Source organism: Acinetobacter haemolyticus CIP 64.3 = MTCC 9819 (assembly GCF_000369065.1).
In the GTDB taxonomy this organism is placed as follows: domain Bacteria; phylum Pseudomonadota; class Gammaproteobacteria; order Pseudomonadales; family Moraxellaceae; genus Acinetobacter; species Acinetobacter haemolyticus.
Genome location: NZ_KB849801.1, coordinates 112,512 through 131,240 on the forward strand (window position 1 = coordinate 112,512; position 18,729 = coordinate 131,240).

Sequence of the window (18,729 nt, forward strand, 5' to 3'; positions counted from 1 at the left end):
TTCACGTGAACCTTTCAAAAGGATAAGGCAAAAATGTCTAATTTATCTTATGTCTCTCAAAATGACGGTCCATGGGCAACTTATCTCGAACAGATCGAGCGTGTTGCTCCATATCTAGAAGGTCTAGAAGGTTATGTGGATACATTGAAGCGCCCAAAACGTGCTTTGATCGTTGACGTGCCAATTGTTATGGACGATGGCACAATTCGTCATTTTGAGGGTTATCGTGTACAACACAACTTGTCACGTGGTCCGGGTAAAGGCGGTATTCGCTATCACCCAGATGTAGATTTAAATGAAGTAATGGCACTTTCAGCATGGATGACAATTAAGACTGCGGTGGTAAATCTACCATTTGGCGGTGCAAAAGGCGGTATCCGTGTTGACCCACGTCAACTTTCTCCACGGGAATTAGAACGCTTAACACGCCGTTATACCAGTGAAATCAGCCATATTATTGGTCCACAAAAAGATATTCCTGCACCAGACGTGGGAACTAATCCAAACGTTATGGGCTGGATCATGGATACTTATTCATCGGGTCAAGGTCATACCGTAACGGGTGTGGTAACAGGTAAACCTGTACATTTGGGCGGTTCTTTGGGGCGTATCAAAGCAACAGGTCGAGGTGTATTTATTACTGGTCAGCAAGTTGCTGAAAAAATCAAATTGCCTTTAGATGGCGCTAAAGTTGCGGTGCAAGGTTTTGGTAACGTAGGTAGTGAAGCTGCGTATTTATTTGTTGAATCAAAATCTAAAATCGTAACAATCCAGGACCATACAGGTACGATTTACAATCCTGACGGGATTGATCTTGCGGCATTAAAAACTCACATGGAAACTCATCAAGGTGTGGGTGGTTTTGCTGGTGCGCAAGCGATCAGCGATGAAGCGTTCTGGACTGTAGACATGGATATCTTGATCCCTGCTGCATTAGAAAGTCAGATCACGGTTGAACGTGCGAAAAATTTATCAGCAAAACTGGTACTTGAAGGCGCGAACGGCCCAACATATCCAGAAGCGGATGACATCCTCGTTGAACGTGGTATCACTGTTGTTCCAGACGTAATCTGTAATGCGGGTGGTGTAACCGTATCTTATTTCGAATGGGTTCAGGATATGTCGAGCTATTTCTGGTCAGAAGAAGAAATCAATGAACGTCTTGATAAACTCATGATTCAAGCGATTAATGATGTATGGCACAAATCAAGTGAGAAAGAATGTACTTTACGTACAGCTGCCTTCATTTTGGGTTGTGAGCGCATTTTAAAAGCACGTAAAGAGCGTGGTATTTTCCCTGGTTAGTTTATAACTCGGTGAATCAAAACGCTCTTAAGCTAAATGGCTTAAGGGCGTTTTTTTATGGGATTGAGCTAGATTGCATCCTGAACAGCTTGAATAAATTGATCTACTGCATATTGAATATGCATTGTCCATTCAAAAGAGCAATTCATTCGAATAAAGTGTTGATGTGAAGGTAGTACATTAAAGAGCGGACTTGGCGCGATTCCAATCTGTTGTTGGATCAGTTGTTCATAGATTTGCATACTGTTGACTTTGTCAGGCAGTTGAATCCATAGAAAATAGCCACTTGGATAGTTAAAGACTTTGCAGCCTTTGGGTAAATGTTGTTTGAGATATTGAAAAAATTGCTTTTTATTCTTTTCTAGAGCACGTCTAAGCGTTCTCAAATGTTTTTCATAATGATGATGTGATAAGAACTCAACCAATGCATTTTGAATCAGTGCATTCGCAGAAATGGTGCTCATCAATTGTAAATGTTGGATGTGTTCTGAGAACCTACCTGCATAAACCCAGCCTATACGAAAGCCAGAGCCTAGGGTCTTGGAGAAAGATGAACAGTGTAAGACAAAGTTTTGTTGATCAAAATATTTCATGGGCAGTGGTTTTTGAGCACCATAGAACAACTCTTCATAGACATCATCTTCGATTAAATGAATTTGGTGCTCGTGTAAAAGCTTGGCAATTTTATACTTAGTGTCCTTGCTGACTGTAAAGCCAATCGGGTTATGAGCATTGAGCATGAACCAACAGACTTTAATTGGATAATCTCGAATCACTTGCTCAAAAGCCTCAAGGTCAAAGCCATGTAGGGGATGTTCAGGCAGGGTGATGACCTTCAAACCTAAACGTTCAGCCGCTTGCCATGCACCATAGAAAATTGTCTGCTGCAACAAAATATAATCACCAGGTTGCGTGATGGTCTGTAGTGATAAATTTAAAGCTTCCAAGCCCCCAGATGTGATAACGATATCATCAGCATCGGTTGGTATGCCTTGCATACAATAGCGCTGAGCAATCAGTTTTCTTAAGGCAAAATTTCCCGGTGGTAGATTGGAGGTTTGATCATAACTTTGCCGATTGCGAGAAAGTTGTCCCATGATCTGAATTAACTTGGGTGGATAGAGCAATTGGCTGTCTGGAAACGCTGATCCTAAGGGGCAGATTTGATCCGACTGAATCGACTTTAAATATTTAAATACTAGCGAGTTGATTTCAATTTTGGAATTTAATGATACCACAGTGGAGGCTTGTGGAATATGTTGATGACTTTGTTCAGCAACGAAATAACCCGATTTTTCTTTTGAATAAATTAAGCCCTGTGCTTCTAGTTCTTGATAAGCATTCATTACTGTAATGAGACTAAAACCAGATCGTTGGACTTGTTCTCGTAAGGACGGCAATTTGCTATGGGGTTCCCATGATCCATTTTCGATGAGAAGTTTCAGCTGATGTGCTAACTGTTCTGATTTATACATAAAATACCCAGATCAAACTTTTCTGTTTATGAGTAATGCCTTTTATATAAATAATTTTATAACAGATAAATGAAAAAGAAATGATCTGTTATATTTTTTTAATAAAACTCTGTAGCTACTTATCAATTTGTATTCATTGCACAATAAAGCTATCAACCAAGCAGCTTGTTAGATTACTCAAAAATAAGTTGCTGGATCTTAAGCTACTGATTCGGCTGGATGGCATCAATGACGTTTGTAACCCCAGAACTCAATGCAATAACTCGGCTTTTTCCAGAGCAGCAACCTTCTGAATGGATACAGCACAAGTTATGTCTAGAATATGTCAATTTAGAAGCGACGCTACTCAGAGCGAAAGTACTAAGAAACTTTTCTAAAGCGCGTGTCGTGTATATTGCGCAAGCCCAAATTGTTAAAAATGACAATAATCTTGCGTACTTATTTGCGCCATTGATCATTGCCAACTTAAATCAATCTGTGATTTATACCACTTCATACTCACTGCCTGTATTTAAGATTCTGAATCAATATTATCAATCAGATCGAAGTATTCATTTAAAAATTGAAGAGGTTATACAAAGCCTCAACTTATATGTTGATCTGGTTGATCAGCCGAGAAATGAAGAAGATTTCTTGTATCGGAGTTTGATTAAGGCCTTGTGTAGAACCGACGTTTCAGAAGTGTTTTTAATTACATATTTGCGTATCGATGAAGTACAGCTTTGCATCTGAACCGTACCGGGTTTGTCGGAGACCAAGCTTTCTGAGAGAATGTCCCGATGAAAAAAGTAAAATATACCCCTGAAATCAGAGAAAGAGCGGTTCAATTATTGATTGAATCCGAGAAAGATTATCCATCGAATTGGGCTGCGATCACCGCTATTGCTCCCAAGATAGGTTGTACTCCTGAAACTCTACGTGTTTGGTATCAAAAATATTTAGATAAACAAAACCCAATTAAAGTACAGCAACTTTCAGATCAAGAACGTATTAAACAACTCGAACGTGAAAATAAAGAACTGCAACGTGCTAACGAAATTCTACGTAAAGCAGCCGCTTTTTTCGCCCAGGCGGAGCTCGACCGCCCACACAAATAATGGTAGATTTCATCCATAACAATAAGGCGTTATATGGTGTTGAGGCGATTTGCAGGATTTTACCGATCGCGGCTTCTACCTATTATCGAACACTAGATTTCGTTGAAAACCCAGAACATCGAGCAAAGCGAGATCTACATGACTTGCATCATGCTGAACAAATTAAACGAATTTGGAAGGAAAGTTCAGGTCGATATGGTGTGCGTAAAGTTTGGCAAAAATTGAAACGTGAAGGCTATGTTATTGCTCGCTGTACAGTTGCTCGATTGATGCAAAAACTAGGTATACAAGGTGTTTGGCGTGGTAAGAATAAACAAACTACCCGTAGCCGAGAGGATCAAAAACGAGCAGATGACTTGGTGAAACGCAATTTTAGTGCTGATCATCCTGACCAGCTATGGGTCGCTGACTTCACGTATATTCAAACAAATTCAGGCTGGGTTTATACTGCATTTATTATTGATGTCTTCTCACGAGCAATTGTTGGATGGAAAGTATCGACACGGATGAATACAGATATGGTGCTCGATGCACTTGAGCAAGCGTTACATGCTCGAGACATGCCAAAGAATGTGATTCACCATAGTGACAGAGGGGTTCAATATCTTTCCATTCGCTATACCAATCGTTTAGAAGCAGCAAATTTACGAGCATCAGTCGGTACGACCGGTGATTCATACGATAATGCTTTGGCTGAAACAGTGAATGGCTTATACAAAACAGAGGTGATTGAATATTTAAAAGCAGATTGGCAAGGTTTAGCGGATGTACAACTTGCGACATTAAATTGGGTAGATTGGTTCAATAAAGAGCGTGTACATAGTGCACTAGGTTATGTGCCACCTTTTGATTTTGAAGCAATGTACTATGATAAAATTAATCCGTTAGGTCAGGTGGCCTAACTTAAATAAAAAGTCTCCGACAAACCCGGTACGGTTCAATCTTACAAGATTATTTTGAAATTAAAATTCATGTGATCTATGCGGATAAACAGCGATCAGTTGTAAATGATGATTTGATTAATACTCGGAAATTATTGTTTAAACCCAAAGATGAGTTTCATCGAAATCTTTGTGTATTGTTTTCTCAATTAAATACGCCGCTGATTGCTCAGACTGGTCAATTTAGCCAGCAGCAAGCAATGCATCTCATTGAGGATATGTTTTATTCGGAACATATCTTTGAAAAATTATCAGTTTATGGCGAATACATGCAAACACGTATTCAAAATGGTGCCAACTTTAAAGTTTTATCTACAAATGAGTTGTCACATCGTTGAGTTTAGGATTTAAAGAGGAGAGATTATATGTCTCAAGCACAATCAAAATTTCCGTATCTTACTGTTGGAATTAGTATTTTTCTAGGTTGCTTATTCCTACTGTTCTTCTTTTTAGCAGTAAGCCATCAACCTGATTATATGCCTTCACAGCAGCAAAAAAATGTTGAAGTTCAACAGTTAAAATAATCAGACAAAACTTGAATAGTCAAGCAAGCTGCTTTCATGTTAATTCTACTTGTGTAGAAATGACAAAAGCTCACATGAGGGCAGCTAGATGGATAATTCAGAACAAACCATTCATAAGCAAGAAAATAATGGCTTTGCCAGAATTGAGCCGTATAACCAACCTGCGGGTGGTTGGGGAGCATTGCTCAGTGTTGCCCGTAACCTCAAAAGGCAAGATATTCTAAAGAAAGGTTCAATCACACTACTCAACATTAATCAACCAACGGGGTTTGATTGTCCGGGTTGTGCATGGCCTGAAAAAAAAGATGCACATGCATTTAATTTTTGCGAAAACGGTGCCAAAGCAGTTGCTTTTGAAGCAACCAGTAAAACAGTAACACCTGAGTTTTTTGCAGAGCATACGGTCAGTTGGTTGGCAGAGCAGAGTGATTTCTATCTAGAAGATCTTGGGCGTTTAACTGATCCGATGCGCTACGATCCTAGCTCAGATAAATATGTCCCAATTTCTTGGGATGAAGCTTTCCAGCTCATCGCCAAACATTTACAAGCTTTAGATCACCCAGACCAAGCCGCATTTTATACCTCTGGTCGTGCCAGTAACGAAGCCGCTTTTTTGTACCAACTTTTTGTAAGAAGTTTTGGAACCAATAATTTTCCTGATTGTTCCAATATGTGCCATGAGACGACGAGCGTTGGTTTAAAAGATTCAATTGGTTTGGGAAAAGGTACGGTTATCTTAGATGACTTTGATCAAGCAGATGCGATCTTTAGTTTTGGTCATAATCCGGGCACCAATCATCCACGAATGTTGGCAACACTGAGAGAGGTTTCAAAGCGTGGCGGCAATATTATTGCCATTAATCCCATCAAAGAACGTGGCTTGGAACGTTTTCAAGATCCTCAAGCACCGTTGGAAATGATGACCAATGGGAGTACGCCGATCAGTCGTTATTATTTCCAGCCCAAAATTGGGGGAGATTATGCACTACTATTTGGGGTGCTCAAGCATTTATCTGAATGGGACAAAAAGGCGATAGCGCAAGCAAAACCGAGTGTATTTGATCGTAGTTTTATTGCGATGAATACGATTGGTTTTGATGAAATGTTAGCTGAAGTTGATCGCACGGATTGGGAACAAATCCATAAATATACAGGGCTTTCACCTGAGCATTTAGAATCGATTGCAAAAATGTATTTAGATGCTAAAACCGCAATTTTCTGTTGGGGCATGGGCATCACTCAACATCGTCATGGGACTGCCAATATTCATATGCTTGCTAACTTAATGTTGGCTAGAGGGCATATTGGTCGCCCGGGCTCAGGTTTATGTCCTGTACGTGGTCACAGCAATGTACAAGGTGATCGCACGATGGGTATTAATGAAAATCCAAGCGATAAGTTGTTAGATAGCATTGACCGTGTGTTTGGGATCACATCTCCTCGTAAACATGGCTTTGGTGTGGTCGATACCATTAAAGCGATGTACGAAAATGAAGTAAAAGTCTTTATTGCTTTGGGTGGAAACTTTGCAGTTGCTACACCTGATACGCCTTATACCCAAGAGGCATTACGCCGTTGTAACTTAACGGTCAATATCACGACCAAGTTGAATCGTAGTCATCTGGTTTGTGGTAAAGAGGCTTTGATGCTGCCGTGTTTAGGGCGTACCGAAGTTGATATGCAAGTGCATGGTCCACAAGCAATCTCCGTCGAAGATTCTATGAGTAATGTCCATTTATCCGCAGGACGCAATCCACCAATCTCAGACAATATTTTGTCTGAACCTGACATTGTGGCGCGTATGGCAGCAGCCACTTTGCCTGACAGCCAAGTCAAATGGCGTTGGTATATCGAGAGTTATGATCGTATTCGTGATTCTATTGCTGATGTTTTTGATGAGTTCCATGACTTTAATCAGCGGGTTTACCAACCAGGTGGTTTTCACTTGGAGCATCCTGCCAATCAACATGTTTGGAATACACCAAGTGGTAAAGCCCAATTCTTGATTACGCCTTTGGCAGAAGTTTATGAAGATGCTGAGAATCAATATGCGGCGGCTTATAGCGAACAACAGGTTTATACCTTAATGACCACACGCTCGCATGATCAATACAATACGACTTTATATGGATTAGATGACCGTTATCGGGGTGTCTATGGACAACGTCGTGTGTTGTTTATGAATCAAGCAGATATAGATACGGCAGGTTTTGAAGCTGATCAATGGGTTGATATTGAAAGTGTATTCTCTGATGGGGTTAAGCGGATTGTGCATAGTTTCCGTATCGTACCCTATAACATTCCCCAAGGTAGCTTAGCGGCATACTATCCAGAAACCAATCCGTTAGTTGCATTAGGTAGCCACGATAAATACGCCAAGATTCCTGCATCAAAGAGTATTCCTGTCATTCTTCATGCTGGGCAAGCACCTGAACATTTTAATTTGGCAGTTGAAGTTGATCCAGAACACGCAAATCAACGGGTCAGTGGCGTATAACGTATTCGATTTTTAATATTCGAGTGAGAAATATCAAAGAGGTTATAGGTGGATACCAAAATACGCGGCTATGAAACGGTGCAAGTACACCGTTTCCATCAGGATTTGTCTGAAAATGAAATGGATTATATCGTTCAGGAATATCCGATTGCATTGATATATAACGGCATTTCTCATGCAGTTATGATGGCAACGCCGTCCGATATTGAGGTATTCGCCAAAGGCTTTAGCTTATCTGAAGGAATTGTGCAGAGTCTCAATGAATTATATTCGATTGAAATTAGTCAAAATGAACTGGGTGTGCAAGTCGAGATGACAATTGCATCGCGTGCATTTATGGCCCTCAAACAACATCGACGGATGATGGTTGGGCGAACAGGTTGTGGTTTATGCGGGATTGAGAGTTTAAAGCAACTCTATTCCGAGCTGCCATTGGTGAGCAGTCATGTTCCGTCCTCTTGGCTTAATCAAATTCCAAGTGCAATTGCTCAACTCAAAGCTAAACAAAAAATAAGTGAATTAACAGGTGGTGCACATGCCGCTGCTTGGGTGGTCAAAGGTCAGATCATTGCTTTGTTTGAAGATGTTGGGCGACACAATGCCTTAGATAAATTATTGGGTTATTTGGCTGAACAAAAGTTAAATGTTGCGGATGGTTTTGTGGTCATGACCAGTCGTGCCAGTTATGAGCTGATTCGCAAATGTGCGCAATTCAACATTGCTTTATTGGCAACGATTTCGGCACCGACTAGCATGGCAATCGAAATGGCAAAAAAATTGAACCTAACCTTAGCAAGTTTTTGTCGTGGAGATAGCTTCGTCGTTTATACGCAGGAATAGTAAAAATTTGTGTTTCTGTTGCTAAGTGATTCATCGATTTGTGTAGGATATACGCATTAACTTTTTTTATTCCTAAAAATTATGAATATACCGCTTAGACCACAGCCTGTGATTAATAATCTTTCAGGTGAAAATGCCTTATTTATCGTTCTAGGTATCAATGCTCAACCTGATTATTCTGGGGTGATTGATTTTCTCGCAAACTTTTCTGCTTTGGTTCGGAGTCTCAATCATCGATTTCCACAGAGTAATTTTAGTGCTTCTGTTGGGATTGGTTCAAATGCCTGGGACTTATTATTTCCACAGTTAAATAAACCGAAAGAGCTAACCCCATTTCAGGAAATAAAGGGAATAAAACATACTGCGGTAGCGACGGCAGGAGATTTATTTTTCCATATCCGAGCGGATCAGGTGGCGATCTGCTATGAACTTGCTGCGATTCTCCATGAACAACTTAAACAAGATACCTATCCCATCAGTGAAACCAAAGGTTTCAGATATTTTGATGGCCGTGCCATTTTAGGCTTTGTGGACGGTACTGAAAATCCTGAACATGAAATTACCAAAGAAATCGCCTATGTAGGTGCAGAAGATGCTGAGTTCCTTGGTGGTAGTTATGTATTCATTCAAAAATATTTACATAACATGGAAATGTGGAAAGGGCTAAGCACCGAAGAACAAGAAAAAGTGATTGGCAGAAAGAAATATGATGATGTTGAATTAGGTGATGATGTTAAGCCACAAAATGCACATAATGTGGTGAGTAAAGCACACGATGCTGATGGCAATGAATTGAAAATTCTCAGAGCTAATATGCCATTTTCAAACCCAACTGAAGGAGAGTACGGCACTTTCTTTATTGGGTATTCACGCTCATTCAATATCACCAAAACGATGTTAGAAAATATGTTTCTTGGCAAAGAAAATGGTCATGTAGATCGGTTATTAGATTTCAGTACACCTGTTTCTGGGAGCTTATTCTTTGTACCGACCTTTGACTTCCTCGAAGATTTAGGCGAGTAAGTTTAATTCGCTGAAATGAATCAGTTTATTTCAGCGAAAATGCTTATTGGCTAATCAGATATTTTTGTAACTGAGTACGGAATTGATCTGGAATACGATCTGATTTCTGCGCGCTGAAATCGAAATACACCTGAACAGCTTTACCTCGCGCAACACAGTGATCATTTTGCCAAGCTTCATGTGCGACAATGAATGAAGAATTCCCAATCTGTTTAATCCATGTTTTGATTTCGATATCAGCACCATAATAAATTTGGGCAACAAAATCGACTTCAACTCGTGCGAGAATCAAAGGTAGGTTTTTGATTTCCATACTTGGGTTGAATAAACGAAAAACAGGTTCACGTGCGGTTTCAAACCAACCTGTGATTACAGTATTGTTGATATGTCCGAAAGCATCTGTTTCATAAAATCTTGGTGTGAGCGAAAGTGTAAACATAGATTAACGGTTATTTTCTGATTTAAACTTAAACACTATAAGGGCTGAGTCTTTAAAAATCAGCCCGAATAACAGACTTAAGCGTTTACGAATGTCGAGATAATCCACCTCCTAAAGCCTTATAGAGTTCGATCTGATTATTCAATTTAGTTTGTTCAAGTATCAATAAGCCTTGTTGAGCTGCATAAGCTGAACGTTGTGCATCCAATACGGTCAGATAACTATCAATACCAGCTCTAAAACGAGCACTAGATAGCTTATAAGTCGTATCTGTTGCCGAGACTAAGCGGCGTTGAGCATCAAGACGTTCATCAATATGTGCATGGGCAGCAAGAGCATCATTCACCTCACGAAAAGCAGCTTGAATTGATTTTTCATATTCAGAGAGTGCTATCTTTTGGTCTGTTTCTGAGATTTTAACATTCGCCTTTCGAGTGCCCCAGTCAAAAATAGGGAGGTCTATACTTGGGCCGATTGACCAAGAGAAACCACCAGACTTAAATAAATCATTCAGTTCAGTTGAAGCATATCCAGCAGAACCAGTTAGGCTAATAGTCGGAAACATTCGTGCTTTTGCTGCACCAATATTTGCACCTGCAGCACGCAGTTGATATTCGGCAGCTTTTAAATCTGGACGATTATTCAATAAGTCACTACTTAAACCCGTTGCAAAGGTCTTTTCTTGAGTGATATTGGAGATCGCTTGGTGAGGCAGTAAGTCCTGTGGAATGGTTTGCCCAGCCAATAGATTCAATAAATTCTGTGCTTGCAAGACTTGGGTTTTATAATTTGCCACATCATTACGAGCAGTCTCTACAGAGATTTGTGCTTGTCGTAATGGTACTTCACTATCAATCCCAACGTGGAAGCGCTTTTTATTCAGCTCGTATGAATCAATTTGAGCTTTTAAGGTTTGTTCAGCTAGGCTGAGATTCTCTTTCGCAAATGCATAATTTAACCATGCTTGTGTGATTTGACTCACGAGGCTAATTTGTGTGGCGTCGCGTGCGCTTTGCGTGGCTAAGTATTGATTTAAAGCGGTATCTTTGAGACTTTTCACTCGTCCCCAAAAATCCAATTCATAGGCTGTTACACCTAAACCAACTTGAAAGGTCGAGTAGGGATTATTGGGATTTATCGAGGGATTTACTTGTCGTACTGCGCTGCCTGTGGCTCCTATCATTGGTCGTTGGTCATTTCGAGTGATTTGGTACTGTTGCTGAGCACGTTGAATATTGAGCGTTGCAGTGCGCAAATCTCGATTGTTCTCTAAACTGATCTCAATGACTTGCAATAAACGAGGATCAGAAAAAAAATCTTTATAACCTTGTTCTGCAATTGAGGTTCCACCATTAGCATGACTAAAGCTTTGCGGAATATCAGAGCGAATGACTGGTGAAGGGGCTTGCATACTGACACAAGCAGTCAGGGCGATAGTAAGGGTAGAGAGGACGATTCCACGTGATAAAAGTACAGTCGATCTAGACATGGTACGCTCCAAATAGAAATGAATATGGTTTAGGCCTGCTGTATCAGAGGAAAGGTGACTTTCCTCTGATTTTTCAGTTTAGGAGGTAGTTTCTTGCTTCGTGGATGTTCGCTTTGATTTAAACAGTTTCTCTACGCCGCCAAGGATAAAGACGAAGAAAACAGGAACGAAGAAAATTGCAAGAATAGTGGCTGATATCATGCCGCCAAATACACCTGTACCTAATGCGTGTTGGGTTTCTGAACTTGCACCAGAGGCAATCACTAAGGGAATGACACCATAGGTAAAGGCAAGTGAGGTCATCAAAATCGGACGTAAACGCAGTTTCGCTGCTTGTACTGTTGCCTCGATCAAACTCATCCCTTCTTCTTTAAGCATTTTTGCGAATTCAACGATCAAAATGGCGTTCTTGGCAGAGAGTCCAATGATGGTAATCAAACCAATTTTAAAGAATACGTCATTCATCATTCCTCTCGTCATAATCGCAACTATGGCACCGAAGATACCCAATGGAACAACTAACATGACAGAAAGTGGAATCGCCCAACTTTCATATAATGCAGCCAGCACAAGGAAGACCACTAACATTGATAGAACCAATAAGAATGCCATTTGCGATTCAGACTGTTTCTCTTGCAGTGAAATTCCTGTCCATTCATAGCCAATTCCTTTCGGCAATTGAGCGATCAGATTTTCCATTTCACGCATTGCATCACCAGAAGAGGTATCAAAATTAGGGATACCCGCAATGCTTAATGAAGGACGACCATTGTATCGGTTATATTGTTGGGGAGCTTTGTTCCATTCAGGTGCAACCACCTCAGACAAAGAGACTAATTGACCGCTTGCACCTGCGACTTTGAGATTCAAAATATCTTTTAAGTGCATACGTGACTTTGCTTCCACTTGGACAATCACTTGTTGCATACGACCCTGATTTGGAAAATCATTGATATACATTGAACCCATAGAAGTCGAAATAATATCGGAGACATCAGCAAATCTCACACCTAGAGCATTCAGTTTTTCACGGTCAATTTTTAAAGAAATATTGTCACCTTGTGGTAAACCTTCATTCCAAACCATGTAAAACTTTTTGTTTTTAGCTGCCATTGCCATCAATTGGTCTTGTGCGGCTAACAATGCAGGCATACCTAAGTTGGCACGGTCTTGTAAGCGGAGACTGAAACCTGAGAAAGTACCTAACTCATCAATTGCGGGTGGAAGCACAGCCATCGTTGCGCCTTCCTTGCTATTTGCCATTTCGGCATTGACAGCGTTGGTCATTTCGGATGCGCTAGAAGTACGATCTTTAAAATCCTTCAATGTAGTAAATGAAACAGCCACGTTTTGTCCAGAACCGCTAAAGCCCCAACCGAGAATCGTGGTGTTATTCTTAACATTTGGATTGTCTTTAAGGCTATCCTCAAACTGATTTACGATGTTTTTTGTACGCTCAGTGGTTGCATCGGATGGCAGTTGGAAGGAGGTTAGGAACCAACCTTGGTCTTCTTCGGGCATAAATGCAGTTGGCCAGTACTTCATTCCCGCAAAGGTTAAACCTGTAATCACAACAAAGATCACCATCATTGGAATACTATGTTTAATCACTTTAAGTAGGATGCGTTCATATTTTTTCGTTACTTTATCAAAGCTACGATCAAACCATGCAAAAAAACCTTTCTTCTGATGATGCCCGTCAATTGGTTTGAGAATCGTGGCACAGAGTGCAGGCGTTAAAATCAGTGCCAATAGTGCTGAGAATAAAATAGACACCGACATAGTCAGGGTAAATTGCTGATAAATGATGCCCACTGAACCACTGGCAAATGCCATGGGTAAAAATACCGCTGCCAGTACGAGTGTAATCCCGATAATTGGACTGGTGATTTCCTTCATGGCTTTAGAGGTTGCCTCTTTAGGGGGTAAACCTTCGGTTGCCATAATCCGCTCAACGTTTTCCACCACGACGATCGCATCATCTACGATGATCCCGATGGCGAGCACCATACCAAACATCGTCAGTACGTTAATGGAAAACCCAGCAACCAACATCACAGCAAAGGTGCCAAGTAGTGCAATCGGTGCGACAATCGCAGGTATCAGCGTATATCGAACGTTATGTAAGAATAAGTACATCACGATGAAAACCAGAACCATCGCTTCTAATAAAGTATGGATGACTTTCTCAATGGAAATTTTAACGAACGGCGCCGTGTCATAAGGAATACTAAATTGCATACCCTCGGGTAAATTGACTTTTAACTCTTCGATTTTTTCACGGACTGCATCTGCTGTTTTTACTGCATTGGCACCTGGGCTGAGTTGAATTGCAGCAGCAGTAGACGGTTTACCATCCTCCAAGATCGCAAAGTTGTAGGCTTGAGAGCCAATTTCAACATTGGCGACGTCAGAAAGTCGAATTACACTACCACTGGTTTTGCTTTTCAAACTGATATTTTTGAATTGCTCTATACTATCAAGTTGCCCTTGTGCAGATAAAGGAATGGTGATGAGCTGACCCTGTTCGGCAGGCATATCGCCAAGACGACCGGGTGCGATTTCAACATTATTTTCACGAATAGCTGCATTTACATCACTAATTGATAGACCATAAGACACGAGTTTGTTTGGATCGACCCATATTCGCATGGCTTTTTCTGCACCAAAGGATTGAACTTTTCCGACTCCTTCGACACGCTTTAATTCTTCCACCACATTGCGGACAAGATAATCACTCAAATCAATTTCAGAATATTGACCATTGGGTGATTTGATACCGACTAACATCAAGAAGCCTGATGACGAAGACTCAACTTGTAAGCCTTGTTGGCGGACAATTTGAGGCAAACGTGCTTCGATGGCTTTGATTTTGTTTTGTACATCCACTTGTGCCATATCCACATCTGTACCTGGTTTAAAGGTCGCAGAAATCTCGGCTGTACCAGACGTATCTGTGGTTGAGCTGTAATACAACAGGTTTTTTACACCAGATAATTCCCGTTCAATCAGTGTAACTACACTATCATTAATGGTTTTAGGTGTTGCACCAGGATAGACCGCACTAATATTGACTTGTGGAGGGGCTACGCTTGGAAAGCGGGCAATCGGTAATTTAGGAATACTCAGTAACCCAAATAAGATAATAAAAATCGCGATCACCCACGCAAAAATGGGGCGACGAATGAAGAATTGGGACATCATTGGGCTCCTTGGGTGGCAGGGATTTTCCACGCTGTCATTTCAAGTTTTTGATCTGGTTGAATGCGGTCAATCCCTTCAATAACCACCTTTTCACCAGTTTTAAGCCCTTTATTGACTAGGTAATATTGTTCATATTGCTGCCCTAATTCGATTGGACGAATTTCAGCAGTGCCTTTGGCATTGATGACATAAACCTGAGGCTCTCCAGAGATATTGCGTTGAATCGCTTGTGCTGGGATCAACAAGGCTTGTGGGACAGAAGCACGATCAATATTTACACGGACATACATGCCTGGAAGTAACTTTCTCTCTGGATTGTTGACCTCAATACGAATGGTGACATCACCTGTTTCTGGATCAACATTAATGTCTTCAAACAACATTCGTGCAGTCACGTTATAAGGCTGACCATGACTGTTAAAAATTCGAACAGTTTTTTGATTATTTGCAGATAATTCACCGCTTTGTAATGCTGCTTGTAAACGTTCAAAGTCTCCAATGGATTGCTTCACATCGACATAAACTTTATCGATTTGCTGGATGGTCGCCATGGTATTTGCATCACCTTGGCTAACTAAAGCACCTTCAGTTACGAACGACTGTCCAATACGCCCTGAAATCGGTGCTCGAACTGTTGCATATTGAAGATTTAAATTTTGTCGTGTAAGCAAGGCTTTCATTTGAGCAACATCCGCCAAAGCTTGGCGATATTCAGCTTGAACATTACTGACTTCTTGTTTACTAATTGCATTACTCGGAAGTAATTGCTCGTAACGTTCCAGTTGAACTTTTAGACGTGTAACCTCAGCTTCTGCTTTATTAAGTGAAGCTTTATTACTATTTACATCAGCTTGGAAAGTTTCAGAATTAATTTTATATAAAGCTTGTCCTGCCTTTACCTCACTCCCTTGAGTAAATAGCACTTTTTCGATAATGCCACCGACTTGAGGACGAATTTCAGCCGTACGAAATGCTTGTACGCGTGCGGGTAGGTTTTCGCTAAAATTTACAGATTGAGCTTGAACGTTGATCACACTCACTTTTGCAGGAGGTGCTTCAGGTTGTTCTACTTCGGAACTACAACCGTGTAGAACCAGTCCAATGGATAAAACTAATGGGAGTAAAAGATGCTTTTGCATACTGCCAAATCTCAGGAGTTTTTGATGTTGACAGTATTTTCTGATTTTGTGTAACCACCGTCCGTAAAGTGTGGAAAAAGTGTGGAGATCAATTGATAAATCGTCGTATTATGAAGATTGACTGATTTTTCTATGATTGATCTCTATGTTGGAAGCTTCATTTTCATTCGATTGTCGTGACAAATTTATTCTTGTCGTTGAGGATGAGTATGATATTGGCGATATTATCGAGCACTATTTAAAACGCGAAGGAATGCGTGTAATTCGTGCCATGAATGGGAAGCAGGCGATTGAAATGCATGCATCGCAACCGATTGATTTAATTCTTTTAGATATTAAACTTCCTGAGTTAAATGGTTGGGAGGTACTTAACAAAATCCGTCAAAAAGCTCAGACGCCTGTAATCATGTTAACTGCACTGGATCAAGATATTGATAAAGTCATGGCGTTACGTATAGGCGCTGATGACTTTGTCGTGAAGCCATTCAATCCAAATGAAGTGGTGGCTCGTGTGCAAGCTGTTCTCAGACGGACTCAGCAAAACACTCAAGCTTTAAATAAAAATATAATTTATAAAAATATCGAGATTAATACAGATATTCATAGTGTGTATGTACATCGAGATACTCAGAAAGTTTTGCTCAATTTGACTTTAACTGAGTACAAAATTTTACTCCTTATGATTGATCATCCACACAAAGTTTTTACCCGTAGCGAACTTATGAATCACTGTTTACCAGATAGTGATGCTTTAGAGCGTACCGTTGATAGTCATGTCAGTAAATTGAGGAAGAAACTAGAAGAACAGGGGCTGCAACATATGTTGATCAATGTACGTGGTGTTGGCTATCGCTTGGATCATCCACATGAAAAATAAATCAGGTATTAGCAAACAACTCTTTATCGCGCTGAGTATTGTGAACTTAAGTGTGACGCTATTTTCTGTTTTTATAGGCTATGTAATCTACAATTATGCAATTGAAACGGGGTGGATTACGCTGGGTTCATTGGAAGAGGATTGGACCGAATTTCATGTCGTTGATTGGGTTTGGCTATTCACGGTGATATTTTGTGGTACGGTGATCTCCTTAATTATTGGTTTACTGCTGGCGAAACGTTTTATTGTTCCAATTAACTCTCTAGCCAATGCCGCAAAAGAAATTAGCTTAGGTAATCTTTCTGCAAGAGCTGAAGATACGAAAATACATTCAACAGAAATATCAGAGTTGATGCATAACTTTAATAATATGGCTCAAAAACTTGAAGATTCTGTGAAAATGGCACAAGTCTGGAATGCTGCAATTGCGCATGAGTTACGTACGCCAATCACGATTTTACAGGGGCGTTTACAGGGGATTGTTGATGGTGTATTTGAGCCTAAACCTGAACTCATGAAAAGTTTATTGAACCAAGTTGAAGGACTCTCGTACTTAGTTGAAGATCTAAGAACATTGAGTTTGGTCGAAAACCAACAGCTCCGATTAAATATTGAAGCTGTGAATTTTCAGTTGTGTGTAGATAAAGTCATTTCGATGTTTGGCGAAAGGCTCAAACAAGCTCGCCTCACGATTGAAACAGAAGTTTCAAAAGATATTGTGCATTGTGATCGACAACGTATGGAGCAAGTGCTCATTGCTCTGGTCGATAATGCTGTTCGATATGCGAATGCGGGATTGCTAACAATAAGATCAAGAATAAATGCCAATGATTGGATTTTACAAATAGAAGATGAAGGGCCTGGGATTGCTTCAGAATACCAACATGATTTATTTGATCCTTTTTTTCGTTTAGAGGAGTCTCGTAATAAAGAATTTGGTGGAACGGGGCTAGGTTTAGCCGTTGTCCATGCGATAGTCGTTGCGCATCAGGGTTCGATTCAATACCAAAATAAAAAACCAAATAGTGTGTTTACTATTCGTATTCCGATGACAACTGACTTAGACCGTGTTTAGACGAACCATGATCTTTCGGAAATTTCACATCACAGAATGTTCACATAGGATTGATTAGGCTTATTGCTATTCAAAGCAAATGGATAGGTCTTATGTATCAAAAATTATTGTTTAGTAGTTGTTTAGCCCTGTTTTCAAGTTTTGCATTTGCTCAATCACAAACACCCAAAAATCAAGCTGTTGAACGTATTGATATTCAACAATATGCTGGAAAATGGTATGAAATTGCTCATCTGCCTATGTTTTTTCAACGTAATTGCGTAGGGGATACGACTGCCGAGTATCAACTCAATTCTGACAATACAGTTAAGGTGGTTAATCGTTGTCGCAATAAACAAAATCAAATCGATCAGGCTGAGGGTATCGCTTACCCCCAAAATGAAGGCAAAAGTAAATTAAAGGTAAGTTTTCTACCAAAAGGTTTACGCTGGGTACCCTTCACTAAGGGGGATTATTGGGTGTTACGAGTTGATCCAGATTACCAAGTGGCATTGGTGGGTGGACCAAGCCAGAAATATCTTTGGATTTTGTCTAGAACACCAAAGCTGAATGAGCAGATTTATAATGATTATGTCGAAACAGCACGTCAGTATGGCTACGATGTAGAACATTTGGTCAAAACATCGCACAAGACACCATAACTTTCAATTAATTAAATCATTTTATTAAGCAGAGTTATGAGGTATAAGTGCTTCATAACTTGCTAAAAATATGAAATAAAATGAATGTAGAATTGAGTCTGATGCAGCATCTAGTGAAATGGCTTCACGTAAAATTCATATCAATATTATTAACATCATAAAA

At 40.2% G+C, this 18,729-nt stretch carries 14 protein-coding genes, 2 pseudogenes and 1 other annotated feature; of the genes and pseudogenes, 11 read left to right on the top strand and 5 right to left on the bottom strand.

Annotation, left to right across the window (positions count from 1 at the left end; translation table 11 throughout):
- The first annotated feature begins 33 nt into the window (after positions 1–33).
- On the top strand, positions 34–1,305 hold the full coding sequence (locus tag F927_RS06095) for a Glu/Leu/Phe/Val family dehydrogenase (RefSeq protein ID WP_004639559.1): 1,272 nt from the start codon (positions 34–36) through the stop codon (positions 1,303–1,305).
- A gap of 68 nt (positions 1,306–1,373) precedes the next feature.
- Here F927_RS06095 and F927_RS06100 read toward each other — a convergent pair whose 3' ends face one another.
- A complete protein-coding gene (locus F927_RS06100; protein ID WP_005082575.1) occupies positions 1,374–2,780 on the bottom strand; it encodes an aminotransferase-like domain-containing protein in 1,407 nt (468 codons plus the stop codon).
- A 228-nt stretch (positions 2,781–3,008) separates the two neighbouring features.
- On the opposite strand from F927_RS06100, the pseudogene F927_RS06105 reads away from it, so the two are divergent.
- From F927_RS06105 to F927_RS06135, 7 genes and pseudogenes are all read left to right on the top strand, one after another.
- Positions 3,009–3,509 (top strand): annotated as a pseudogene (locus F927_RS06105) (hypothetical protein); the annotation flags it as partial.
- Positions 3,510–3,559: 50 nt separating this feature from the next.
- Positions 3,560–4,779, top strand: a protein-coding gene (locus F927_RS06115) for an IS3 family transposase (protein WP_111841931.1) whose coding sequence is annotated in 2 segments (ribosomal slippage) — positions 3,560–3,836 and positions 3,836–4,779 — 1,221 coding nt in all. Because the reading frame shifts where the segments join, the coding sequence is not laid out codon by codon here.
- Positions 3,835–3,951, top strand: a sequence feature (AL1L pseudoknot). It overlaps the preceding gene by 117 nt.
- 38 nt (positions 4,780–4,817) lie before the next feature.
- Positions 4,818–5,156 (top strand): annotated as a pseudogene (locus tag F927_RS06120) (hypothetical protein); the annotation flags it as partial.
- A 27-nt stretch (positions 5,157–5,183) separates the two neighbouring features.
- Entirely contained in the window at positions 5,184–5,342 is a 159-nt protein-coding gene (locus F927_RS17195; RefSeq protein ID WP_005082583.1) for a hypothetical protein, read from the top strand.
- Between the two features lie 88 nt (positions 5,343–5,430).
- Complete coding sequence (locus tag F927_RS06125) at positions 5,431–7,839, top strand: FdhF/YdeP family oxidoreductase (RefSeq protein WP_005082585.1); 2,409 nt, start codon at positions 5,431–5,433, stop codon at positions 7,837–7,839.
- Between the two features lie 48 nt (positions 7,840–7,887).
- Positions 7,888–8,679, top strand: a complete 792-nt coding sequence (gene fdhD, locus F927_RS06130) for a formate dehydrogenase accessory sulfurtransferase FdhD (protein ID WP_005082587.1) — start codon at positions 7,888–7,890, stop codon at positions 8,677–8,679.
- Positions 8,680–8,760: 81 nt separating this feature from the next.
- Positions 8,761–9,702 carry a Dyp-type peroxidase gene (locus F927_RS06135; RefSeq protein ID WP_005082589.1) on the top strand — a complete coding sequence of 314 codons (942 nt, stop codon included), beginning with the start codon at positions 8,761–8,763 and terminating at the stop codon, positions 9,700–9,702.
- A 43-nt stretch (positions 9,703–9,745) separates the two neighbouring features.
- Here the strand turns inward: F927_RS06135 and F927_RS06140 are convergent, their stop codons facing one another.
- From F927_RS06140 to F927_RS06155, 4 genes are all read right to left on the bottom strand, one after another.
- Complete coding sequence (locus tag F927_RS06140; RefSeq protein ID WP_005082591.1) at positions 9,746–10,141, bottom strand: acyl-CoA thioesterase; 396 nt, start codon at positions 10,139–10,141, stop codon at positions 9,746–9,748.
- 85 nt (positions 10,142–10,226) lie between these two features.
- Complete coding sequence (adeC, locus tag F927_RS06145; protein ID WP_005082594.1) at positions 10,227–11,630, bottom strand: AdeC/AdeK/OprM family multidrug efflux complex outer membrane factor; 1,404 nt, start codon at positions 11,628–11,630, stop codon at positions 10,227–10,229.
- Positions 11,631–11,708: 78 nt separating this feature from the next.
- On the bottom strand, positions 11,709–14,834 hold the full coding sequence (locus F927_RS06150) for an efflux RND transporter permease subunit (RefSeq protein ID WP_020846209.1): 3,126 nt from the start codon (positions 14,832–14,834) through the stop codon (positions 11,709–11,711).
- Positions 14,831–15,973 carry an efflux RND transporter periplasmic adaptor subunit gene (locus tag F927_RS06155; protein WP_005082598.1) on the bottom strand — a complete coding sequence of 381 codons (1,143 nt, stop codon included), beginning with the start codon at positions 15,971–15,973 and terminating at the stop codon, positions 14,831–14,833. The genes F927_RS06150 and F927_RS06155 overlap by 4 nt, the downstream gene beginning before the upstream one ends.
- Before the next feature lie 145 nt (positions 15,974–16,118).
- Here F927_RS06155 and adeR point away from each other — a divergent pair, with 145 nt between their 5' ends.
- The 3 genes from adeR to F927_RS06170 all read left to right on the top strand — a co-directional run bounded on the left by adeR (position 16,119) and on the right by F927_RS06170 (position 18,566).
- On the top strand, positions 16,119–16,850 hold the full coding sequence (adeR, locus tag F927_RS06160) for an efflux system response regulator transcription factor AdeR (protein ID WP_004639525.1): 732 nt from the start codon (positions 16,119–16,121) through the stop codon (positions 16,848–16,850).
- Complete coding sequence (adeS, locus tag F927_RS06165; protein WP_005082600.1) at positions 16,840–17,925, top strand: two-component sensor histidine kinase AdeS; 1,086 nt, start codon at positions 16,840–16,842, stop codon at positions 17,923–17,925. The genes adeR and adeS overlap by 11 nt, the downstream gene beginning before the upstream one ends.
- Before the next feature lie 92 nt (positions 17,926–18,017).
- Complete coding sequence (locus F927_RS06170) at positions 18,018–18,566, top strand: lipocalin family protein (RefSeq protein ID WP_005082602.1); 549 nt, start codon at positions 18,018–18,020, stop codon at positions 18,564–18,566.
- Positions 18,567–18,729: the final 163 nt, after the last annotated feature.